Origin of the sequence: Corynebacterium xerosis NBRC 16721 = ATCC 373 (assembly GCF_001552415.1) — a bacterium.
Lineage (GTDB): Bacteria > Actinomycetota > Actinomycetes > Mycobacteriales > Mycobacteriaceae > Corynebacterium > Corynebacterium xerosis.
Genome location: NZ_BCRD01000002.1, coordinates 582,472 through 603,740, shown reverse-complemented (window position 1 = coordinate 603,740; position 21,269 = coordinate 582,472). Strand labels below are relative to the sequence as shown.

Sequence of the window (21,269 nt, the reverse complement as noted above, 5' to 3'; positions counted from 1 at the left end):
GGTGCCCGGCGGGCACCCTACAATGTGCCCTCATGAGCACCGATCGGCCGACCACGCTGCCCACGACCCGTTTCCGCCCCCAGAAGACGCATTTCATCGCCGTCGCCTTCCTGGTTTTCCTGGCGATTCTGGCCATGGGCTTCGAGCCGCTGTGGTTCGCCCCGCTGCTGCTGGTGCCGCTGGTGTACGCGCTGTGGATCCTGCGGGTGCGCACCACCGTCAGCTCCCGCGGGATCACCGCGGTGTACCTGACCGGCGGCCGCCGGTCGCTGCCCTGGAACCGCTTCCGCGGCGTGCTGTTCGACAAACGCGGCAAGGCCTTCGCCGTCGCCGACGACGACTCGAAGTTCTCCCTGCCGGCGATCTCCTTCAACTCGCTGCCGGCGCTCAGCGACGCCACCGACGGCCGCATCCCCGATCCCGTCACCCCGGCCCGCCTCGCGGACGAGGAGAAGGTCGAGGTCTTCGACCGCGACGGCAACTCGGTGAAGATGACCCGCGAGGAGTTCGACGCCCAGTCGAAGGCGCGCAACGCCGAGGACGCCCCCGAGGCGTAGGCGCCGTCCGTCGCCAAGCGTTTCCGCCCGGGCCCCGTGCCCGGGCGGTTTCCCGTTGCAGGGGCCATTGCCGCTGGCGGGGCCGAAATGTGAACAAGTAAACAGATCCGGGAGGATAATCAACGCATGTCAATCGTTCTAGCGGGCATTGTGCTCGGGTATTCGCTGATCGTCGCAATCGGGCCGCAGAACGTACTCCTCATCAAGCAGGGCATCCGCCGCTAGGGCATCACCGCCGTCATTTTGGTCTGCGCCCTCTCGGCCATCGTCCTCGTCGCCGCGGGCACCGCGGGCGTCGGCGTCCTGGTCGAAAAGGCCCCATCGCGCTGGAGATCCTCCGCTGGGGCGGCGCGGCGTATCTGCTGTGGTTCGCGATCCGCACCTTCCGCGACGCGATCGACCCGAAGTCGCTGCACGATTCGGATGAATCGGAGGCCGAGGCCGATGCGGCCGGGTCCCGCCGCCACGTGGTTCCCGCTGCTGGGTTACGGCGCGCGGGCGCTGAGCGAGCCGCTGTCCAGGCCGAAGGTGTGGCGCTGGCTCAACGTCGCCATCGGCTGCATGCTGCTGTTCATCGTCGCCCGCCTGGTGTTGATGTAGGCATTTCCGCACCACGGGATCGCAATGTCCACATAGTGGACACTCTTGCCCACCCGATGAGACGTGCGGGGTGCAGAAGGTTTATCATTGGTGCGATGCCGGGGCGCTCGCCCGCCCCGGCCGAGAACACCGCCGACAACCAGAGAGGAATGGGGCAGCCATGATCCCCCTTCGTTCCAAGGTCACCACCGCCGGCCGCAATGCCGCGGGCGCCCGATCCCTGTGGCGCGCCACCGGCATGACCGACAGCGACTTCGGCAAGCCGATCATCGCCATCGCGAACTCGTACACCCAGTTCGTGCCGGGCCATGTCCACCTCAAGAACGTCGGCGACATCGTCGCGGAGGCGGTCACCGCCGCCGGCGGCGTCGCGCGCGAGTTCAACACCATCGCCGTCGACGACGGCATCGCCATGGGCCACGACGGCATGCTCTACTCGCTGCCGTCGCGCGAGATCATCGCCGACTCCGTCGAGTACATGGTCAACGCCCACACCGCCGACGCCCTGGTGTGCATCTCCAACTGCGACAAGATCACCCCGGGCATGCTCAACGCGGCGCTGCGCCTGAACATCCCCGTCGTGTTCGTTTCCGGCGGCCCCATGGAGTCCGGCTTCTCGGTGGTCGTCGACGGCGTCGTCAAGCCCGGTTCGGACCTGATCTCCGCGATCTCGGCGTCGGCCGACGACAAGGTCGACGACGAGCAGCTGCTCGACATCGAGCGTTCCGCCTGCCCGACCTGCGGTTCCTGCTCCGGCATGTTCACCGCCAATTCGATGAACTGCCTGACCGAGGCCCTCGGCCTGTCGCTGCCGGGCAACGGTTCGACGCTGGCCACCCAGGTCGCCCGCCGCGACCTGTTCACCAAGGCCGGCGAGCTGATCGTCGACCTGGCCAACCGCTACTACCGCGACGGCGACGAGACGGTGCTGCCGCGCAACATCGCCAACCGCGACGCGTTCGTCAACGCCATGACCCTCGACGTGGCCATGGGCGGTTCGACCAACACCGTGCTGCACATCCTCGCCGCCGCCCAGGAGGGCGAGATCGACTTCGACCTCGCCGACATCGACGAGATCTCCCGCAACGTGCCGTGCCTGTCGAAGGTCGCGCCGAACTCGGATTACTACATGGAGCACGTGCACCGCGCCGGCGGCATCCCCGCCATCATGGGCGAGCTGCGCCGCGGCGGCCTGCTCAACATGGACGCCAACTCGGTCCACGCCCCGTCGCTGGCCGAGCAGCTCGACGACTGGGACATCCGCGGCGGCAAGGCCACCGACGAGGCCATCGAGCTGTTCCACGCCGCGCCCGGCGGCGTGCGCACCACGGAGCCGTTCTCCACGGACAACCGCTGGGAGTCCCTCGACGTCGACGCCGAGAACGGTTGCATCCACTCGGTGGAGCACGCGCACACCAAGGAGGGCGGCCTGTGCGTCCTGCGCGGCAACATCGCCCGCGACGGCGCCGTGCTCAAGACCGCCGGCATCACCGAGGATCAGTTCCACTTCGAGGGCGTCGCCCGCGTCGTGGAGAGCCAGGAGGAGGCGGTGTCGGTGATCCTCACCCGCACGCTCCAGCCCGGCGAGGTCCTGTTCGTGCTGTACGAGGGCCCCTCGGGCGGCCCGGGCATGCAGGAGATGCTGCACCCGACGGCGTTCATCAAGGGCGCCGGCCTGGGCAAGAAGTGCGCCCTGGTCACCGACGGCCGCTTCTCCGGCGGTTCCTCGGGCCTGTCCATCGGCCACGTCTCCCCCGAGGCCGCGGCCGGCGGCGACATCGCCCTGGTCCGCGACGGTGACCCGGTGTACATCGACGTCTCCGAGCGCCGCCTGGAGATCCAGGTCGACGACGCCGAGCTGGCCCGCCGCCGCGAGGAGGAGCTCGCCCGCGACAAGCCCTTCACCCCGCACAAGGAGCGCCCGCGCAAGGTGACCAAGGCCCTGCGCGCATACGGCAAGATGGCCTCCAGCGCCGACAAGGGTGCCGTGCGCATCGTCGATTAATCGGCCCTGCACGACGAAAGCCACCCCTCGTTTCGAGGGGTGGCTTTTTCGCTTGACGACGGCCCGCGTGGCCCGTTGTCACCGTCGCCCGCGGCGGCTCCGCATGCCCTGGCCCGCGGCGGCCGCGATGCCGCCGACAACGATCAGGCCGAGCATCATGCCGATGCCCACGAACAGCAGCGTGACCAGGGAGTCCTCGAGATTCCCGGCCCTGACCACGCCCACGGCCCACAACCCCGTCGCCGTGACGGATGCAGTGATGGCCGCGGCGATGGTGGCCTGGAAGCCACGTCCCAGGCCAACCGAGATGACCGCCGCGGCCTGCTCGCGCCTGCGGCCGTCGCGGTCGTTGAACTCGTTGGGCTCCATGCCCCCTTTGTACGGGAGGGCACGGCGAAGGGCCCTCCCCGCGAGCTCGTCGTCAAGCGGGAAGGGCCCTGTCGGGGCGGCGCCGGATCAGGCGGTGGCGCCGGTCGTCGTGTCGACGAACGGCAGCTGACCGGCGGTGAGGTACCACAGGCCGATCGCGGCGGCGATGGCCAGGATGCAGAAGATCCAGGAGCTCGCCAGCGGGCGGCGCGCCCAGCCGCGGCTGAAGTCGATGCCGTAGCGGCCCGGGCCGGTGAACTGCAGCGCCAGCGACGCCGCGGTCAGCGCCAGGTGCAGGCGCACCGGCTCGGCACCTTCGGCCAGGACGTTCCAGCCGGAATCGCCGACGGCGACCTCGAACATGGTGAGGAACGCGGAAATCGCCAGGGCGAGCGCGGCGCCCAGCGGCGTCGCCAAGCCGAGCACCAGCAGACCGCCCGCAATGACCTGGACGGTCGGGATGGCCACGGCGATGACGCCCGCGAACTGGTAGCCGTTGTCGGCGAACGTCGCCTCCAGGGCGCCGAGGCCCGGGGCCCCGCCGAACTGGAAGAACGTGGCCAGTCCGAGCATCAGCAGCATGCCGCCGACGCCGAGGCGCAGCAGCAGCAGACCGAAGTCGAGGGTGCCGCGGCGCGGGTCGAGGTCGCGGTCGTGGTCGCGGTGGTCCTCGCGGAAGTCCGGGTCGTCGGGATCGTCTGCGGTGGCCGTGCCGACGACGGGAGCGTCGTAGTCGCGGTCTCGGTCGTAGTCGTCGCGATCATCGCGGGAAGCGGCGACCGCCGCTCCCGCCGCGCCCACGCCGAGGCCGGCGCCACCGACCGCCCCGAGAGTGCCCGGATCGGTGGTGGCGGTGTTCGCGGCGTCGCGGTCACGGTCGCCGTCGAGGTCGTCGTAGCCCGTGGCGGCCGGCGAGACCTGCGTCGGCTGATCGGCGTCGGCGGCGAAGTCCGCGTCCGCCTCGCGGTACTCGTCGGTCTTGGCCAACGGCTCGATGCGCTGCGGTGCGGTGCGCCCGGCCGCGGCGTAGATGTCGCGGCGCGGGATCACCTGGGTTTCCTCGGCCGGGGCCCCGGTGTCCGAGGTGGCCGTGGCCGTGGGCTCCGACACGGCGGCGGCCACGGTCTCGTCGGCACCGTCGGCGGAGCCCGCCATGGGGCCGGCGCCGGTGCCGTCGAGCTCGATGATCTCGGTGGCCGCGTCGGATTCGGGCGCGGGGCCGTCTGCGATGTCGGCCTTGGACGCCGGAACGGCGTTGCCGGTGGGGGCGACATCGGCAGCGGGGCCGTCGTCGGCGATTCGACGGTAGGTCGGGACGTCGAAGTCGTCGTCAAGCCCCTCCTCGTAGTCGCCCAGGTTGCGGGGATTCGGGTTCTTGGTGTTGTCGCTCACATCGCCCAGGGTAAGCGTTGGACACCGTTTGCGGCGGCTGACGTGCCGGGGCCCGTGCGTTTTTCCTATTCTGGCGGGCATGGGAATCGATCGGATCGGCCGCGCGGGCGCGGGCGCGGCGCTGGCTGCATCGCTGGCGCTGGGGCTGGCCGCGTGCATGGACGATTCCCCGGAGCTCGCCGGGACGTTCGCCGAGGTGACCTCCGAGCCGACCGGCGCCCCCATGCCGGATTCGGGGATGCGCGAAGCGATGCCGACCCCAGGCGTGCAGCGTGAGCCTCGGGAATCGTCGGACCCGTGCGCGATCGATGACGTGGTCCTCGCGGCATGTTTGCCGGAAACGACCGCCATGGCGTCGCCGGGTCCGGGCCGCGCGGTCGTGGCCACGGCCAATGGGCGGGTGCAGCTGGTCGTCGCCGGCGCGGCCCCGGTGGAGATCGCCGACGCCGGGTCGCGGGTCCGTCAGATCACCGCGGGCCCGACCGTCGCCGAGGATGGCCAGCTGTTCATGCTCCGCGACGACGGTTCCGTCGCCCGCTTGACGCTCCTCCCCGGCGGCGGCACCGATGTGCGGGAGTTGCCGCGGCACTCGGACCCCGGGAATCTGGCGTTGTACGTCGACGGCGCGGGCGAGGTGAACACCTTGCTCGCCGGCGATCCCACGATCGAGGTGATTTCGGTCTGCCACACCCCGGTCGGCGCCCCTCCCCTGATGACGGTCCGCCTCGACGGCACTCCGCTGCTCGCCCAGTGGTCCGGAGGCTTGATCGAGCCCGTCGGCGGCGTCGACCTCGATGATTCGCTGGGCGGGTGCGCCGTCGTCGGCGAGGAGGTGGTCGTGGCGGTGCCGGCGGCGCAGCGCGTGGTGTCTCTTCCCGTTGCGCCGCCGGAGCCCGGGCCGTTCGGCGCGTGGACGGTGACGGGGTCGCCGGAGACCATGCTCGAGGGCGAATTCGGCCACGTCGGCTGGGTCGCTCCAGTGCTCGCCGATGGCGGCGTCGAGGTGTGGGGCGCAACGGTGAACAAGGCGGATGGCCGCGAGGCCGGCGCGTCCGACGAGCGCGTCTTCCGCATCCCCTCCGGCGGCGCGGAGGGCGGTTCGCCGGATTAGAGGGTGTGGGGCGGGATGCGCCATGGCCCTTTTGCTTGACGACGCCACCGACCTCATCCATGGCCATGGATTCGCGATCATGTACGGGTTGAGATGCGCGACCAAGAGTGGTCCTTTTGGGGTTCATGGTGCGGAAAGTTCCCGAATCGTTGCCCTAGTTTCGAATAGACGGGATCGAACACCTGTATCATATGAAGTGAAGCAGGGCGGGGATCACAGGCCCGAATTCACGGTTACGGAAGCATCGACGATCGCATCGCATCACCCGGGGGACACGACATGGCTGCCGACCATGACGCGCACGATGAACACCACGACACCAACGCCGCAACCAATCACGACCCACCACGCAAACGGTGGGTCACCGAGCGTGCCGACGACGAACTGACCCGACGCGCACGCGCCCGCAATCTCGATGAACTCGCCATGGCCGTCGCCTGCGCGCCACACGGCGACGACGACGTCGATTCCCATGCTGCGGCCGTGGCCACCAGAATCGGCTCCGGGAAAGCGGCCGCCATCGACTACTGCGACATCGGGATCATGCTGCGCCGCATGCCGCGCATCCACGAATTCTGCCGATCCGGTGCCCTGCCGTTGTGGCATCTGAAGAAGATGGCCGCCGCCGTCATTGCGGTGTCCGACGAGCACATCGCGGCCATCGAAACGCACTTCCTCGGGTATCTCCGCCCCCGCCGCGACTACCAGGCGTTGCCCGGCATCCGCGTGTGGGCCCGCGAACTGCGGCGCATCGTCGAGTCGGTCGAGCCGATCTCCACTCCCCCGGATGATGACGAAGAATCCGCTTCCATCCGCTCCGAGTCCTACTCCGTCGACAACGGGTGTCCCGGCGACCATGGCGAACTCCACGTCATCTTGCGCAAGGACCGCCTCGCGGAATTCGACGCGGCCGTCCGCGCCATCCGCGACGCCAAGATCAGCGCCGGCCAAGACTGCTCCCTGGGTGACGCCCTGATGCACATGTGCCGCGGCGATTTCGCGGGCGCCGGGGTCACGCTCAACGTGTACGCCGATGCCGACGCCGACGAAGACGACCTGCAACTTTGGCTCGACGGCGCCGGATGGCTGCCGAAGTACCTGACCAGGCAATGGCTGGAAAGAGCCGATCGAGCGCGCCTCTCCGCCGACTCGCGGACCGGCGGTTACGTGCCCACGGATGCGCAGAAGGCCCGGGTGCGGGGCCGCGATGGCGGCTGCCGGTTCCCCGGGTGCAACGTGCCCGCCCACAAGTGCCAGTTCGACCACGTCATCGAGTGGGTGGCAGACAAGGGCCCCAAGGGTGCGCCGGGAACGTGCACGAAGGATGCCGGCTTCATCGCCGGCGGCGGCGCCACCAATCTCGGCGTCACCGCCACATGGAACCTGCAGTGCCTGTGCCAGCACCACCACAATCTGAAAACCAGCCGGCACTGGCGAGCGGTCATGCACGAAGACGGCTCCGTGACCTGGACCGACCACAAGGGCACGACCATCGCCACGACGGTGCCCCATGGCCCCATCGCCCACATCAACCGCCAAACCTTCGACCAGCGGGCGACCCGCCTTACCGCCACGATCCGCGGCGCCAACGCCCGCAGGCTCCGCGCCGAAGCGGACGCCGCCGCGGCCATGGAAAAGGCCGACATCGACGCCGCGATCCGCAACCACGCCCGGCGCACTGCGACGTTCGAGCAGGAACTCGAGCACTTCACGGCCGGACCGCTCAACTCCACCGACCCCGACATCGCCGCCGAAGCCCGGGCACTGGCCGACGCAGCTGACGATGGATGGCCGAGCACCGAAGATCCGACATGGGCCCCGGAGCCGAAACCGACGTCGACCCCAGCAGGCAGGCCGTCGAGGACCATGAACTGGAAAGCGGATGCGGATCTCGGGCAGCGGCGAGGAGCTGACCTGGATCCGCGTGGCTGGGCGAGTGTCAGCACCGATGACGACTGGGCCAACTCCCCGATGCAACGCAACCCCGACCTGACCGATGATGACTGGCCAGACGAACCGGTCTCACAGCCGGGACCGCAGGTGACGACTCCTCCGCGAATCGTCTGCCGGCCCCCACGGCGACGTGCCACGATCGACGCCGATCCGACGGAAGCGCCGGAACCGCCGAGGCCCCTCGGGCCCGACCCGACGATCCCGTTCTAGGCATCCACGTTCCGGGCCCGGCCCCGTTCTGGCCCCATCCCGGAGCTGCCCCTCCCCCCTTACGACATGCCTCGTCCGCAATCGCCGAAACAAGATTGATGAAGGTTAGGCTATGGTTCCTTTATGGCTCGCATCACTTCCACCCTCACCGTCGTCGCGGCGGAACGCGTTTCGCCGACCATCCAGCGCGTGAAATTCCACGTCTCCGACATCACGCCCTTCGCGGAATCGCCGCACACGGATGCCTACGTGAAGCTGGTGTTCGAGCAATCAGTCGGCCATTCACAGGGTCAGGCTCAAGCACAGGCTCAGACGCTGCGCACTTACACCGTGCACTCCATCGACGCCGAAGCTTCGACGCTGGCCATCGACTTCGCGCTCCATGGCGGCACCACGGAAGCCGCCGGCGATTCCGCGCCGAGCTCAGGCATCGCGTGCACGTGGGCGTTGGCGGCCCGTCCCGGCGACGTCCTCGAAGCACGCGGGCCGGGCGGGGCATACTCGCCCGACCCGACCGTGGCACGCCACTTGATCTGCGGCGACGCCACCGCCATCCCCGCGATCGCCGCCGCGGTCTCCGCGCTGCCCGCCGAAGCCATCGCGGACGTCATCGTCGAAGCACCCGACTACGCCGACGTCGACCTGATCGCCAACCATCCCGGCGCATCGATCACGCACGTGACCCCAGCCTCGGGCCCCGACGCCGCACCCGGCGAGGCGCTGGTGGAGATGACCACGGCGATCGTCGGCAAGCTCACTTCCCGCGCCGACTTTGACCCGGAAACGCTGCAGGTCTTCGTGCACGGCGAAGCCAATGCCGTGATGAAGCGCATCCGCCCCACGCTCAAGGACGCCGGCATCCCCGTCCGCGGCGCCTCGATCTCCGGGTACTGGCGCGTCGGCCGCACCGAAGAGGGATTCCGCACGTGGAAGAAGGAAAACCGGCCCGACGAGGCCTGACGGCCCAGCTCATCCCGTCAGCTCATCCCGTCACTGTCCTCGACGCGATCGAACTGGTAGCCAACCACCGCATTATGCAAGGCAGGCGCGTCCGGTTCGACGGCGCGGAGACATGTGAGCAGCAACAATCGGCCGGGCGTCGGCTCGGTGCCCCAGACGGCGTCGTCGACGGCGAGGTCCTCCTTCGTCGGCGAGTGGAAATCGGTCGCCTTGTACACGAGCCACTTGCTTCCCGACGCCTCCGTCCGCACCCGCAGCTCATCACCGAGCTTCACGGCGAATTCGCCATTGACCGAGTCGTAGACGTCATCGAAAACGCCGGGGATCCGCGTGTTGGCATGCCCCGCCAGGACGGCGACGTCCTCCTGATCCGTCGACGGCAGCACATACGGCTTGTCGTCGGCGGTGTAGAAGCAAATGTCCATCAGATGCACCGGGTCGAGGCCTCGGTCGGTCATCGGGCACAGGTCTTCGACGACGGGCTCCGACAATCCGAGGGCCGGCATGGTGAGCTCGATCGGCATCGACGCCTCGATCGGCACCTGCTCGACCTCGGTGGTGGCACCTCCGCCATCTTCGGAGGCGGCATCGTCGGGCGGCGGGGGCTCATCCGTCCCGCATGCCGTGAAAAACAGGGGAAACGCGAGCAACGCCGCGGCAAGAGCCGTCCGCAGCTTCGGTGCGCGGGCGGGAAGGGGGAACATGATCATCCGCTCCTCGGAATCATGAAACACCGGTCCAACGGTGCCGCGGGACTGGCTGCCCCGGCCGATCAGAGTGCCGGGGCGTCGGCGAGGCCCGCGAAAGTCCAGCCGACGATGACGTTGTGGGTGGCCGCGGCGAATGGATTGCGGGGTTGGATGCAACTGATCGTCAGCATTCGCCCGGGCATGGGGCCATCGCCCCACACCTCCCCATCGCCGCCGAGGGAGGCCTTGTCGATGTCGTGGAAATCCGTGGCCTCGTACACCAGCCACCGATCCCCGCCGGCGCGGGTGCGCACGAGCAACTCGTCGCCCTTCTCCACGGTGAACGCCTCGACGGCGTTGTCGTACAAGTCGTTGAACACCGCATCGCGACCGCTGGCGGCATGGCCGGCGAGCACGGAAAGATCGGGAACGTCCGTGCCCGGCAACGAATACGGGCGATCATCGGCGACATAGAAGCAGGCGGTGTCCAGGCGCGGCGGATCCAACGCCCCGTCCTCGAGGGGGCACGCCTCCGCATCGACGTCGGCCCGAAGCCCCAGCGCGGGGATGGCCATCTCCACCGGTTCCGATGCGGGAACGGCATCGCGCGGCTCCACGACCTCGACGTCGGCGTCGACCCGCTGGGCGGGCGCCCGCGAATCGGACAAGGGACCGAACCCGAGGACATGGGCGCCCACCGCGAACGCGGCGACGACCACCAGGAGAACCACGACGTCCATGGCACGCAGACGGCCGAACCGCCTCGCCTTTTCGGACATCTCTCCACCTCCCCGGGCTTTTCACCTTCATACCCGACCGTTGCCCCAATCGGCGCCGACCGGGCGGTCACCTCACCGCCCGGCCGTCTCCGACTGAATCACGCGCGCGAACTCCGCCGAACTCAGGCTTGACGACGACGCAGCGCGTACACGCCACCCGCCACCGAGATGAGCACGACGCCGCCCGCGGCCGCCCACGCGGCATCGTTGTCGCCCGTGCGGGCGGGGACGCCTCGATCTCCCTGCTTCGGCTTCTGCTTCGGCTCGACCGGCCGAGCCTTGGACGCCGGGGTCTTGTCCTTCGGCTTGTCCTTGTCCTTGCTCGGATCCGGCTTCTCGCTGGGATCCGGCTTCTCGCTCGGGTCCGGCTTCTCGCTGGGATCCGGCTTCTCGCTCGGGTCCGGCTTCGGATCCTCACTGGGATCCGGCTTCGGATCTTCGCTCGGGTCCGGCTTCGGATCCTCACTGGGATCCGGCTTCGGATCTTCGCTCGGGTCCGGCTTCGGGTCCTCGCTGGGGTCAGGATCCGCAGGCGAGTCCTGCGCCTGGATCAGCACATCTCCATCAACGGCGTCCGCGGCGGCAACCGGGGCACCCATCGCCATGGCTCCCGCGGCGAGAATCGCCGCGCCGGCCCAGGCGGTCGTCTTCCTGATCTTCATGGTGATCTCCTCACATGTGCGTGGGCGTCGACGCCACGGTCCCGCGCCACCGACCACATTGTTGAACAACTCCAACCTCAGGCTATCCAAACAAATGAGAAGGCCAAGCAATTGTTTGCATCGCACCCCCGAATTTTTTATCGGCGCAGGTCATTCATGAACAATTTCCCCCCCTCTACAAGGATCACAGCCCGAGCCCACATGATGGAACCAGGGCAAGCGCCATCACAAAGGCCCGATAGGGCACCCCCGAAAGGGACCGAGACTTTGCCTAACAGCTGCAATATCCGCGACTCAATGGCCGAACATGACCCTCGCCACCATTTCCCGCGCCCCTCGATCGACATTATTCACAGCGATCACGTAAACCAACCCCCCAATTAGTGGCCAACATTTTTCACCGACCATGCATTAATTTTCGCACCGAAATTTCTCGCCGGACAGGGGCTGAGACGCCGCAGGCCCGGGATCCTCGTCGGATCCCGGGCCCGTGGGCGTCGTAAAGCGAATCAGCTGAGCTTGGTGGCGATCAGCTTGTTCACCTGCGCCGGGTCGGCCTTGCCGCGGGTGGCCTTCATGACCTGCCCGACGATGGCGCCGACGACCTTCTTGTTGCCGGCCTTGTACTTCTCCACGATGTCCGGGTTGGCGGCCAGCGCCTCGTCCACGGCGGCCTCGATGGCGCCGTCGTCGCGGACGACCTCCAGGCCACGGGCCTTGACCACCTCGTCGACGTCGCCCTCGCCGGCGAGCACGCCGTCGACGGCCTGGCGGGCGAGCTTGTTGGTCAGCTTGCCGTCCTTGATCAGCGCGACGACGCGGGCGACCTGCCCCGGGGTGATCGCCAGCTCCGCAAGCTCGACGCCGCGGGCGTTGGCCTGCTGGGACAGGTACGCGACCCACCAGGCGCGGGCCTCGTCCGGGGTGGTGCCGGCCTCGACGGTGTCGACGATGAGATCCAGCGCGCCGGCGTTGACCAGGTCGCGCATCTCCTCGTCCTTCAGGCCCCACTCCTTCTGGATGCGGGCGCGGCGGATCCACGGCAGCTCCGGCAGCGTGGCGCGGATCTCCTCGACCCACTCGCGCGGCGCGATCACCGGCGGCAGGTCCGGGTCGTTGAAGTAGCGGTAGTCCTCCGCCGTCTCCTTGATGCGGCCGGCCGACGTCGAACCGTCGGTCTCCTGGTAGTGGCGGGTTTCCTGGCGGATGAAACCGCCGTCCGTGAGCACCTGCGCCTGGCGCTGCATCTCGTAGCGCACCGCCTGCTCGACGGACTTCAGCGAGTTGATGTTCTTGGTCTCGGTGCGGGTGCCGAACTCCTCCTGGCCGATGGGGCGCAGCGACAGGTTGGAGTCGACGCGCATGGAGCCCTGGTCCATGCGGGCATCGGAGACGCCGAGCGCCTTGACCAGGTCGCGCAGCGCCGACACGTATGCGCGGGCTACCTCGGGGGCGCGCTCGCCGGCGCCGATGATGGGCTTGGTGACGATCTCGATCAGCGGCACGCCCGCACGGTTGCAGTCGACCAGCGACCGCGTCGCGCCATGGATGCGGCCCGAGGTGCCGCCCAGGTGCGTGAGCTTGCCGGTGTCCTCCTCCATGTGCGCGCGCTCGATCTCGATGCGCCACTCGGTGCCGTCGTCGAGAACGACGTCGAGGTGGCCGTTGAACGCGATCGGCTCGTCGTACTGGGAGATCTGGTAGTTCTTCGGCTGGTCCGGGTAGAAGTAGTTCTTCCGGGCGAAGCGGGACGACTCCGCGATCTCGCAGTTGAGAGCCAGGCCGATCTTGATGGCCCATTCGACGCCCGTCTTGTTCACCACGGGCAGCGCGCCCGGCAGGCCGAGGCTGCACGGGTCGACGTTGCTGTTGGGGGCGGCGCCGAAGTTGGCGGAGGAGGCGGAGAACATCTTCGTGTTCGTCGCGAGCTCGACGTGCACCTCCATGCCCATCACGGGGTCGAAGCGCTCGAGGACCTCGTCGTAGTCCATCAGATCATCAGCGTAAGCGGCGGTCATGGGGGACATCGTACTAGTGGCGGGAAGGCCGCGGGCACCCCGGGGCCGGGCCGGTGGACTAGCCTGTTCTCGTTACCGTCCCGATGGCCGCCGCGCCATCGCCGATCATCGACTGGGAGCCCCGATGACCCACGCCCGCACCGAAGACACCCCCAACGACTCGCGCAGCAAGGGCATGTTCGCGGGCCTCGCCATCGCCGTCGCGGTGATCGTGACCATCGCCGTGGTCGCGTCGATGTTCTTCGGCAAGTCCAACCAGGGACACGGTGCGGAGCTGCGCCCGCAGGATCTGCGCGATTCGCTGCCGGGGCAGCTTGCGGAGGGCTGGAAGTCGGAGATGTGCTTCCTGCTCATGGACAAGCCCGCCGGTTTGGGTGCGGCGCCCGAGGACGTGCCGGAGCAGGTCCCGGCCCTCAACTGCCTGCTCGACGTCGGGGAGGCCAACGGCGTGTCCACCACCATGGTCTCCGACGAGGAATTCGCCGCGGCCGTGACCGATCCGGCCGAGGGCGTGGAGATGGTCGATTTGGGGTCCTCCGACGACGGCGCCCATGAGCTGTCCTGGCTGCACGCGACGGGCCTGATCTACGACGTCACCGAGAACTCCGTGCTGCGGTTCGGCCCGTTCGACGACGAGGCCGCCGCCCGCGAGTTCGCCCGCGCCCACGGCCTGCTCGCCGCCGAGTAGCGTCGCCCGCCCGTGCCCGGCCCCCGCGAGCATCCCCCGGTGCCCCCGACGTCGCGCGCCGCGATGCCGTCTTTCCGCGACGGTGCGCATCGCGCGGCCGGTGCGGGGGCCTTCGGCGATTCGCTTTCCGACGCCGACGCGGCACGCTACGACGACGTGCGCCCCGGGTACCCGCCCGAGGTGGTGGCGTTGCTTGCCGACGCCGACCGGGCCGGCGCGTCGCTGGACGTCCTCGACGTCGGGGCCGGCACCGGACAATTGACCGCCGGGCTCGTGGCGTCCGGCCACCGGGTCACCGCAGTGGAACCCGGTGCGGAGATGCTCGCGGGCCTGGCCCGGGCCTGCCCCGGCGTGACCCGGGTGCGCGCCACCGCCGAGGAGACGGGGCTGGCGGGCGGGTCGTTCGACGCCATCACGTGCGCGCAAACGTGGCATTGGGTGGATGTCCCGGCCGCGTCCGCCGAATTCGCGCGTCTGCTGCGGCCCGGCGGCGTGGTCGTGCTGACGTGGAACACCCTCGACGTTCGTATGCCGTGGGTGCACAGGCTGACGCGCATCATGCACGCCGGCGACGTGCAGAAACCGGGGTTCGTCCCCGACGTGGCCCCTCCCCTGCACATCACCGGCGAGCTGCGGTTGAACTGGGAGCAGGTCCTGACGCCGGAGCAGATCGTGCTGCTGGCCCGCACCCGCTCCTACTGGCTGCGGTCGAAGCCGGAGACCCGCGAAAAGGTCGAGGCGAACCTGAGGTGGTACCTGCATGACCACCTCGGGTTCGCCCCGGGAGACGCCGTGGCGTTGCCCTACCGCTGCGATTCCTTCGTGCTGCGGGTTTCCCCGTCGTCGGCGGGCTGACCGGTCGCGGCGTCCTTTGCGTCGGAAAGCCGCATTTCCTCGCCCTCCCCCAGCTCTCCCTCGAGCTCCCCGGTGACGTCGTCGCGGACGACCTCGATGAGCGCGCGGTCGTCGGCGTTGGAGGCGGCGATTTCCTTCTTCAGCTTCTTCGCCTCCGAGGGGCTGAACTTGGTGCGCGGGTCGAGGCGGCGGCGGACGAGGTCGCGGATGCGGGCGCGGCGCTCGGCTTCCTCGGCGAGCTTGGCGCGGCCGGAGATGCGGGCGATGACCACCACGACGATCAGCGCGATGCCGATGTAGCCCAGCGCCGGGTAGACGGTGGACACCAGCGTCTGGAAGCCGATGAAGCTCAGGCCGAAGCCGATGACGACCGAGCCGACGAACACCGGGCGGAACTTGCCCTTGTCGTTGCGGGTCAGGCGCTTGCCCAGCGCGTAGAACATGCCGATGGCGGTGTTGAAGATCATGCCGTACACGACGATCGCCATGGCGACGCCCAGCGTCGGGTTGACCCGGTCGACGATGGTGAGCATGGGCATGTCGTCGCCGCCGACCTCCTCGACGGAGTAGAACAGCGCCACGGAGCACAGCACCAGCAGGCCGCCGTAGGTGACGCCGCCGGCCAGGCCGCCGATGCCGGCCTCGCGCGGGTTGATCTGCGTGCCGCCGATGACGATGGCCATGGACACCGCCACCATCAACGAGAAGCCGACGTAGTTGAGCGCCGACACCCACCAGTTCGGCAGGGTGGTCAGCAGCCCGGCGGTGGCCGGCTCGAGCTCGGCCAGGGTGCCGTCGGCGTTGACGATCGAGTAGATGGCCGCGCCGACCAGGAACACGATGATGAACGGCGTGATGCCGCCGATGATGGCGCTGACCTTGTCCACGTCGAGCATGCCCGCGGCCAGGACCAGGACCATCATGATCACCGAGCCCACCCAGATGGGCAGGCCGAACTGCTGGTTGAGGTTGGAGCCGGCGCCGGCGAACATGACGAAGCCGGTGCTGAACAGGGTGATCATCACCGCGGTGTCCAGGACCCTGGACATGATCGGCGAGGAAATGCGGTCGAAGACGGCGGTGTGCTCGTCGGCGAGGAAGTAGCTGGCCAGGGACAGCACGGCCGCGGCGCTGGCCGCCATGATGATGCCGGCCATCACCGCCCCCCAGATGCCCATCCGGCCGAAGGCGACGAAGTACTGCATCATCTCCTGGCCGGAGGCGAACCCGGCCCCGACGATGAGCCCGACGACGGCCATGGCGATGGCGGCGGAACGTTTCAACATGGTGGCGCTGATTCTCGTTTCTTGCGCTGGTGACGGTGGGTAACCCCTAATCCATACATTAACGTCATATCCGTCACGCCAGGCAAAGCGCCCCGGCAACGACATCGGTCCCCGTCACCGCGCGCGGCTGCGCGGTGACGGGGACCGGGAAATCGTGGGCGCCTATCCGAACAGCGCCTTCGCGGTGGCGTAGCGGCGCTCCGGCACGACCTTGAGCTCGGCGACGGCGTCGTCGATGTCGATGCGCTCGATGTGCTCGCCGCGCAGGGCGACGATCTTGCCGTAGTCGCCGTCGTGGACGGCGCGGGTGGCGTGGACGCCGTAGCGGGTGGCCAGCACGCGGTCGTAGGCGGTGGGCGTGCCGCCGCGCTGGATGTGGCCGAGGACGGTGGTGCGCACGTCGTATCCGGTGCGCTCCTTGATCTCGTTGCCGATGACCTGGCCGATGCCGTTGAAGGTCTGGTGGCCGAACTGGTCGACGCCGCCTTCCTCGAAGTTCATCGTCCCCTCCTTGGGCATGGCGCCCTCGGCGACGACGATGATGCCGTACTTCTCGCCCATCTGGAACCGGCGCTCCATGGACTTGCAGATGGCGTTGATGTCGAACGGCTCTTCCGGGATGACGATGTAGTGCGCGCCGCCGGCCATGCCCGCGTGCAGGGCGATCCAGCCGACGTGGCGTCCCATGACCTCGACGATCATGACGCGCTCGTGGGACTCCGCGGTGGTGTGCAGGCGGTCGACGGCCTCGGTGGCCACGGCGACGGCGGTGTCGAAGCCGAAGGTGTAGTCGGTGCCGTTGACGTCGTTGTCGATGGTCTTGGGCACGCCGACGACGGGCACGCCGTTGTCCGCCAGCCACTTGCCGGCCTTGAGGGTGCCTTCGCCGCCGATGGGGATCAGCGCGTCGATGCCGGCATCGTTGAGGTTTTCCTTGATGCGGTCCAGGTTCGACATGAGGATGTCGGGGTGCACGCGGCCGGTGCCGAGCATGGTGCCGCCGCGCAGCAGCATCTTGTCGATGTTCTCGTCGTCGTACAACTGGACCCTGCGGTCCTCCATGAGGCCGATCCAGCCATCTTCGAATCCGACGACGGTGGAACCGTATTCGGAGCTGGCGGTGCGCACGATGGCGCGGATGACGGCGTTGAGACCGGGGCAGTCGCCACCGGAGGTCAGGGTCGCGATTCGCATGTCCCCCACAATAGCGACCGCTCCGCTCCCACGCGCCTCGGGCATCGGGTGCCGCGTTCGCGCCCGTTTCGGGGTTTCGCTTTACGACGGGGCGGTGGCTGGTTCGGGCGCCCGCCTGAACCCGGCGACCGCGGCGAATCCGATGCACAGGACCGCCGCGTGCAGCAGGAGCGATTGGCCGAACACGGCGGAACCGGCGCCTGCCGCGCGTCCGACCTCGATGAATGCGGCGGTGGCGGCGGCACCGAAAACCGCGCCGACCTGACGGGTGGTGTTGTAGACGCCGGAGCCTGCGCCGGCGATGCGGGTGTCCAGGCCGCGCAGGGTGATGGTGGAGTTGGGGGCCCACACGAAGGCGTTGCCCACGCCGAGCAGCAGCACCACCACGGAGATGGTCCACGTGGGCACGGACTCGCGCAGCACGCCGAACATGGCGACGTGGCCGACGATCATCGAGCCGAAGCCGATCATGGACAGCCGGTTGGCCTTGGTGCGCTCGACCATGGACCCCACCCAGGGGGCGAGGACGCCGGAGAGCAGGGCCATGGGCGCGACCAACAGACCCGCTTGGAGGGCTGTGAGGTCGTCGTAGGTCTGCACGAAGATCATCACGGGCAGGGCGTTGGCGGCGGTGGCGAAGGCCATGGTGGCGATCGACAGGGAGCCCCGGGCGAAGTTCGGGTCGTCGAAGAGCCGCAGCGGGACGAGGGCCTCCACGCCGCGCCGGGGCGCGATGGACTGGAGCCGCACGAACACCGCGAACAGCACGGCCGACCCCGCGAGCATCGCCCAGATCCACGGCGACCACCCGGCCGCCTGCCCCTGCTGGAGGCCGAAGACAAGGCCGGTCATGGCCAGCATGGACACGACGATTCCCACGACGTCGAAGCTGCGCGACGTCGACGGCAGGTCCGGCACCCACTTGGCCACCAGCACCAACGACAGGATGCCGAAGGGGATGTTGACGTAGAAGATCCACTCCCAGCCGACGGAGGTGGTCAGGAAGCCGCCGAGCAGTGGCCCGGTCAGCGTCGCCAGTCCGGCGACGGTCCCCCACCAGCCCATGGCGGCGCCTCGGCGCTCGGGCGGGAAGATCCGGGTGATGATGGCCAGCGTCTGCGGGCCGATCAGCGCGGCGCCGAGGCCCTGGACGAATCGCGCCAGCACCAGCGACCCGATCGAATCGGCCAGGCCGCACCACAACGACGACGCCGTGAAAATCACGATGCCCACCTGATACACGCGCTTTTGCCCGAACTGGTCACCCAGCCGGCCCGTGACCAGCAACGGCACGGCGTAGGCCAGCAGATACGCCGACGTCACCCAGATGGCCGCGGCGTAGTCCGCGCCGAGCTGCTCCATGATCTGCGGCGTGGCCACCGCGACGATCGACTGGTCGAGCAAATTCATGAAGAAACCGACGCAGAGGGCGAACAGCGCCAGATACGCCTGTTTGGGCGGCAGGTGGTGCCGCGAGAACTCGTCGTGGTCCGCGGGGTCGGCGGCGGGGTTGGCCATGACGTCGGAGCCTATCGGACGCCGCGGGGACGGAGTCGAGGGCTACCGCTCCCACCAGCCGGATTCGCCGCGGACCGGCGCCCCGAATTCCCCCTGCGCGGCCCCCTCGCCCATGTTCCCGTGCCGCCCGCGCGTGCGATGGGATGCCTCGACGACGAGCCTTTCGAAGCTGATGCCGATGGCCTCGCAGAGCAGATCCAGTTCGTCCGTGGTGATCGGCCGGACGCCGCGCAGGTACTTGGACACCTGCGACGTGGAGATCCCCGCCTTCTCGGCGACCTGCGCCTGCGTCATCTCCCGCCGGGCGACGCCTTCGCGCAGCAGTGCCGCGACTTCCATTCCGAGTTCACGCGGCGTGATTCTTTCCTTTGTTCCCATATGGACATCATGGCTGACGATCTCCCCATCGTCAATCCATTTGAACTCCTAGCGAGACAATTGAACAAAACGAACGCAAAAACCGCCGCCCCACCCGGGGCGGCGGTCAGTGCGTGCGGCGGCGTCGTGAAGCGACGAAGGCACCGGAAGATCAGGCCACCGGGCCGCGGACCTTCTCGTACGCGGCGCCGACCTTGTACAGGCGATCGTCGCCGTGGCGCGGGGCCATGATCTGCAGGCCCACCGGCAAACCGGTGTCGGGCGCCAGACCCGAGGGCACGGACATGCCGCACATGCCGGCCAGGTTCAGCGGCAGCGTGCACAGGTCGAACATGTACATGCTCAGCGGATCGTCGACCTTCTCGCCCAGCTTGAAGGCGGTGGTCGGCGTCGTCGGCGACACCAGGACGTCGACCTGCTCGAAGGCGCGCTCGAAGTCCTGCTGGATCAGCGTGCGCACGCGCTGCGCCTGGATGTAATACGCGTCGTAGTAACCCACCGACAGCGCGTAGGTGCCGATGATGATGCGGCGCTTGACCTCGTCGCCGAAGCCCTCGGCACGGGTCTTCGCCATGACCTGGTCGGCCGACAGCGAGCCGTCGTCGCCGGAGCGCAGGCCGTAGCGCATGCCGTCGAAACGGGCCAGGTTGGAGCTGACCTCGCACGGCAGGATCAGGTAGTAGGCGCTCAGCGCGTGGTCGAAGTTCGGGCAGTCGACCTCGACGACCTCGGCGCCGGCGGCCTTGAGCTTGTCGACGGCCTCGTGGAACGAGTCCAGCACGCCCGCCTGGTAGCCCTCGGTGCGGTCGAACTGCTTGACGACGCCGACCTTCACGCCCGACAGGTCACCCGTGGCACCGGCCTTCGCGGCGGCTACGACGTCGGCGATGGGCTGATCGGTCGAAGTCGAGTCGCGCTCGTCGTGGCCCGCGATGACCTCGTGCAGCAGCGCGGTGTCCAGCACCGTGCGGGCGGTCGGGCCACCCTGGTCCAGCGAGGACGCGCAGGCGACCAGGCCGTGGCGCGAGACGGTGCCGTACGTCGGCTTCACGCCGACGGTGGCGGTCAGCGCGGCCGGCTGGCGGATCGAGCCGCCGGTGTCCGTGCCGATGGCCAACGGCGCCATCGCGGCGGCCAGCGCCGCCGAGGAGCCGCCGCCGGAACCGCCGGCGGTGCGCTCGACGTCCCACGGGTTGTGGGTCGGGCCGTACGCGGAGTTCTCGGTCGACGAGCCCATGGCGAACTCGTCCATGTTCGTCTTGCCCAGGATCGGGATGCCCGCGGCGCGCAGCTTCTCGGTGACGGTGGCGTCGTAGGGGCTCATGTAGCCCTCGAGCATCTTCGACGCGCACGTGGTCGGCGCGTCGGTGGTGACGAAGACGTCCTTCAGGGCCAGCGGCACGCCGGCCAGCGCCGACGCCGGGGCCTCGCCCGCGTCGAGGGACTCGTCGACGGCCTTCGCCGCGGCCAGGGCCTCTTCGGCGCCGATGTGCAGGAAGGCGTGGATGCCCCCGTCGACGGCGGCGATGCGGTCCAGGAACGCCTGCGTGACCTCCACGGAGGTCAGCTCGCGGGCGTGGATCTTGGCGGCCAGCTCCGCGGCGGTCAGACCCAGGATCGGGTCATCGGCGACGGCGGTGAACAGGTTCGCGTTGCTCATGGTCACTCCTCCTCGCCCAGGATCTGCGGGACCTCGAAGCGCTGCTCCTCTACCGACGGCGCCTGATCCAGGGCCTGCTCGGCGGTCAGCGTCGGCTTCACCACGTCCTCGCGCATGACGCCGGACAGCGACGACGGGTGGCTCATGGGCTCCACGTCGCCGGCGGCGACCTCCTGGACGGCCTGGACGTGGTTGATGATGCCGTCGATCTGGCCGGCGAACTCCTCGAGTTCGGCGTCGGTCAGAGCCAGGCGGGACAGTCGTGCGAGGTGGGCGACCTCGTCGCGCGAGATTGCGGGCACGCGTGACCCCTTTCGTAGTCTCCGGGTTTTACCCGATCAGGTTAGCCGCTGCCGTCCGCCCGTGACGACGGGCCCCGCCGGGA

20 protein-coding genes and 1 pseudogene are annotated in these 21,269 nt (G+C 68.9%); 8 read left to right on the top strand and 13 right to left on the bottom strand.

The window, feature by feature from the left end; genetic code table 11:
• Nucleotides 1–32 precede the first annotated feature (32 nt).
• From CX1_RS05545 to ilvD, 3 genes and pseudogenes are all read left to right on the top strand, one after another.
• On the top strand, nt 33–557 hold the full coding sequence (locus tag CX1_RS05545; RefSeq protein ID WP_046650516.1) for a PH domain-containing protein: 525 nt from the start codon (nt 33–35) through the stop codon (nt 555–557).
• 126 nt (nt 558–683) lie between these two features.
• Nucleotides 684–1,157 (top strand): annotated as a pseudogene (locus CX1_RS12010) (LysE/ArgO family amino acid transporter).
• 160 nt (nt 1,158–1,317) lie between these two features.
• Nucleotides 1,318–3,162: a dihydroxy-acid dehydratase gene (gene ilvD / locus CX1_RS05535; protein WP_060925371.1), complete on the top strand. Its 1,845-nt coding sequence runs from the start codon at nt 1,318–1,320 to the stop codon at nt 3,160–3,162.
• A gap of 78 nt (nt 3,163–3,240) precedes the next feature.
• Here the strand turns inward: ilvD and CX1_RS05530 are convergent, their stop codons facing one another.
• Together CX1_RS05530 and CX1_RS05525 are read right to left on the bottom strand one after the other, a co-directional pair.
• Nucleotides 3,241–3,531 carry a hypothetical protein gene (locus CX1_RS05530; RefSeq protein ID WP_046650514.1) on the bottom strand — a complete coding sequence of 97 codons (291 nt, stop codon included), beginning with the start codon at nt 3,529–3,531 and terminating at the stop codon, nt 3,241–3,243.
• An 87-nt stretch (nt 3,532–3,618) separates the two neighbouring features.
• Nucleotides 3,619–4,923: a DoxX family protein gene (locus tag CX1_RS05525; protein WP_060925370.1), complete on the bottom strand. Its 1,305-nt coding sequence runs from the start codon at nt 4,921–4,923 to the stop codon at nt 3,619–3,621.
• Between the two features lie 79 nt (nt 4,924–5,002).
• On the opposite strand from CX1_RS05525, the gene CX1_RS05520 reads away from it, so the two are divergent.
• Nucleotides 5,003–6,034 carry a hypothetical protein gene (locus tag CX1_RS05520; RefSeq protein WP_060925369.1) on the top strand — a complete coding sequence of 344 codons (1,032 nt, stop codon included), beginning with the start codon at nt 5,003–5,005 and terminating at the stop codon, nt 6,032–6,034.
• A gap of 261 nt (nt 6,035–6,295) precedes the next feature.
• Here the strand turns inward: CX1_RS05520 and CX1_RS05515 are convergent, their stop codons facing one another.
• Entirely contained in the window at nt 6,296–6,508 is a 213-nt protein-coding gene (locus tag CX1_RS05515; protein ID WP_060925368.1) for a hypothetical protein, read from the bottom strand.
• Nucleotides 6,509–6,517: 9 nt separating this feature from the next.
• On the opposite strand from CX1_RS05515, the gene CX1_RS05510 reads away from it, so the two are divergent.
• Nucleotides 6,518–8,197 carry an HNH endonuclease signature motif containing protein gene (locus CX1_RS05510; RefSeq protein WP_113570025.1) on the top strand — a complete coding sequence of 560 codons (1,680 nt, stop codon included), beginning with the start codon at nt 6,518–6,520 and terminating at the stop codon, nt 8,195–8,197.
• A gap of 123 nt (nt 8,198–8,320) precedes the next feature.
• Nucleotides 8,321–9,157, top strand: a complete 837-nt coding sequence (locus CX1_RS05505; RefSeq protein ID WP_046650578.1) for a siderophore-interacting protein — start codon at nt 8,321–8,323, stop codon at nt 9,155–9,157.
• A 17-nt stretch (nt 9,158–9,174) separates the two neighbouring features.
• Here the strand turns inward: CX1_RS05505 and CX1_RS05500 are convergent, their stop codons facing one another.
• The 4 genes from CX1_RS05500 to gatB all read right to left on the bottom strand — a co-directional run bounded on the left by CX1_RS05500 (nt 9,175) and on the right by gatB (nt 13,305).
• On the bottom strand, nt 9,175–9,861 hold the full coding sequence (locus tag CX1_RS05500; RefSeq protein ID WP_146780700.1) for a sortase family protein: 687 nt from the start codon (nt 9,859–9,861) through the stop codon (nt 9,175–9,177).
• Between the two features lie 68 nt (nt 9,862–9,929).
• Nucleotides 9,930–10,625 carry a sortase family protein gene (locus tag CX1_RS05495; RefSeq protein ID WP_046650575.1) on the bottom strand — a complete coding sequence of 232 codons (696 nt, stop codon included), beginning with the start codon at nt 10,623–10,625 and terminating at the stop codon, nt 9,930–9,932.
• A 122-nt stretch (nt 10,626–10,747) separates the two neighbouring features.
• On the bottom strand, nt 10,748–11,287 hold the full coding sequence (locus CX1_RS05490) for an LPXTG cell wall anchor domain-containing protein (protein WP_060925366.1): 540 nt from the start codon (nt 11,285–11,287) through the stop codon (nt 10,748–10,750).
• Nucleotides 11,288–11,796: 509 nt separating this feature from the next.
• Nucleotides 11,797–13,305 carry an Asp-tRNA(Asn)/Glu-tRNA(Gln) amidotransferase subunit GatB gene (gatB, locus tag CX1_RS05485; RefSeq protein WP_046651066.1) on the bottom strand — a complete coding sequence of 503 codons (1,509 nt, stop codon included), beginning with the start codon at nt 13,303–13,305 and terminating at the stop codon, nt 11,797–11,799.
• A 124-nt stretch (nt 13,306–13,429) separates the two neighbouring features.
• Between gatB and CX1_RS05480 the strand changes: the two genes are divergently transcribed.
• The gene (locus CX1_RS05480; RefSeq protein WP_046651067.1) at nt 13,430–13,993 is read left to right on the top strand and encodes a hypothetical protein; all 564 of its coding nucleotides are present in this window, start codon (nt 13,430–13,432) and stop codon (nt 13,991–13,993) included.
• 12 nt (nt 13,994–14,005) lie between these two features.
• The gene (locus tag CX1_RS05475) at nt 14,006–14,848 is read left to right on the top strand and encodes a class I SAM-dependent methyltransferase (RefSeq protein ID WP_046651068.1); all 843 of its coding nucleotides are present in this window, start codon (nt 14,006–14,008) and stop codon (nt 14,846–14,848) included.
• Here CX1_RS05475 and CX1_RS05470 read toward each other — a convergent pair.
• The 6 genes from CX1_RS05470 to gatC all read right to left on the bottom strand — a co-directional run bounded on the left by CX1_RS05470 (nt 14,797) and on the right by gatC (nt 21,186).
• Entirely contained in the window at nt 14,797–16,134 is a 1,338-nt protein-coding gene (locus CX1_RS05470; protein WP_046651069.1) for a YkvI family membrane protein, read from the bottom strand. The genes CX1_RS05475 and CX1_RS05470 overlap by 52 nt on opposite strands.
• A 162-nt stretch (nt 16,135–16,296) precedes the next feature.
• Entirely contained in the window at nt 16,297–17,328 is a 1,032-nt protein-coding gene (locus CX1_RS05465; RefSeq protein WP_046651088.1) for a 6-phosphofructokinase, read from the bottom strand.
• Nucleotides 17,329–17,409: 81 nt separating this feature from the next.
• Nucleotides 17,410–18,846, bottom strand: a complete 1,437-nt coding sequence (locus tag CX1_RS05460; RefSeq protein ID WP_046651070.1) for a DHA2 family efflux MFS transporter permease subunit — start codon at nt 18,844–18,846, stop codon at nt 17,410–17,412.
• A gap of 42 nt (nt 18,847–18,888) precedes the next feature.
• Nucleotides 18,889–19,224 carry a helix-turn-helix domain-containing protein gene (locus CX1_RS05455; protein ID WP_082719121.1) on the bottom strand — a complete coding sequence of 112 codons (336 nt, stop codon included), beginning with the start codon at nt 19,222–19,224 and terminating at the stop codon, nt 18,889–18,891.
• 151 nt (nt 19,225–19,375) lie between these two features.
• Complete coding sequence (gene gatA / locus CX1_RS05450; protein ID WP_046651073.1) at nt 19,376–20,884, bottom strand: Asp-tRNA(Asn)/Glu-tRNA(Gln) amidotransferase subunit GatA; 1,509 nt, start codon at nt 20,882–20,884, stop codon at nt 19,376–19,378.
• A 2-nt stretch (nt 20,885–20,886) separates the two neighbouring features.
• The gene (gene gatC / locus CX1_RS05445) at nt 20,887–21,186 is read right to left on the bottom strand and encodes an Asp-tRNA(Asn)/Glu-tRNA(Gln) amidotransferase subunit GatC (RefSeq protein WP_046651076.1); all 300 of its coding nucleotides are present in this window, start codon (nt 21,184–21,186) and stop codon (nt 20,887–20,889) included.
• Between the last annotated feature and the right edge of the window lie 83 nt (nt 21,187–21,269).

What these genes read in the sequence shown, in the direction of transcription:
- CX1_RS05455 (WP_082719121.1), bottom strand. Translation starts at nt 19,224, where the DNA reads ATGGGAACAAAGGAAAGAATCACGCCGCGTGAACTCGGAATGGAAGTC.
- CX1_RS05490 (WP_060925366.1), bottom strand. Translation starts at nt 11,287, where the DNA reads ATGAAGATCAGGAAGACGACCGCCTGGGCCGGCGCGGCGATTCTCGCC.
- CX1_RS05495 (WP_046650575.1), bottom strand. Translation starts at nt 10,625, where the DNA reads ATGTCCGAAAAGGCGAGGCGGTTCGGCCGTCTGCGTGCCATGGACGTC.
- CX1_RS05465 (WP_046651088.1), bottom strand. Translation starts at nt 17,328, where the DNA reads ATGCGAATCGCGACCCTGACCTCCGGTGGCGACTGCCCCGGTCTCAAC.
- CX1_RS05520 (WP_060925369.1), top strand. Translation starts at nt 5,003, where the DNA reads ATGGGAATCGATCGGATCGGCCGCGCGGGCGCGGGCGCGGCGCTGGCT.
- gatB (WP_046651066.1), bottom strand. Translation starts at nt 13,305, where the DNA reads ATGACCGCCGCTTACGCTGATGATCTGATGGACTACGACGAGGTCCTC.
- CX1_RS05530 (WP_046650514.1), bottom strand. Translation starts at nt 3,531, where the DNA reads ATGGAGCCCAACGAGTTCAACGACCGCGACGGCCGCAGGCGCGAGCAG.
- CX1_RS05500 (WP_146780700.1), bottom strand. Translation starts at nt 9,861, where the DNA reads ATGTTCCCCCTTCCCGCCCGCGCACCGAAGCTGCGGACGGCTCTTGCC.
- CX1_RS05545 (WP_046650516.1), top strand. Translation starts at nt 33, where the DNA reads ATGAGCACCGATCGGCCGACCACGCTGCCCACGACCCGTTTCCGCCCC.
- CX1_RS05460 (WP_046651070.1), bottom strand. Translation starts at nt 18,846, where the DNA reads ATGGCCAACCCCGCCGCCGACCCCGCGGACCACGACGAGTTCTCGCGG.
- gatA (WP_046651073.1), bottom strand. Translation starts at nt 20,884, where the DNA reads ATGAGCAACGCGAACCTGTTCACCGCCGTCGCCGATGACCCGATCCTG.
- CX1_RS05470 (WP_046651069.1), bottom strand. Translation starts at nt 16,134, where the DNA reads ATGTTGAAACGTTCCGCCGCCATCGCCATGGCCGTCGTCGGGCTCATC.
- ilvD (WP_060925371.1), top strand. Translation starts at nt 1,318, where the DNA reads ATGATCCCCCTTCGTTCCAAGGTCACCACCGCCGGCCGCAATGCCGCG.
- CX1_RS05515 (WP_060925368.1), bottom strand. Translation starts at nt 6,508, where the DNA reads ATGGGAATCGACGTCGTCGTCGCCGTGTGGCGCGCAGGCGACGGCCAT.
- CX1_RS05505 (WP_046650578.1), top strand. Translation starts at nt 8,321, where the DNA reads ATGGCTCGCATCACTTCCACCCTCACCGTCGTCGCGGCGGAACGCGTT.
- CX1_RS05480 (WP_046651067.1), top strand. Translation starts at nt 13,430, where the DNA reads ATGACCCACGCCCGCACCGAAGACACCCCCAACGACTCGCGCAGCAAG.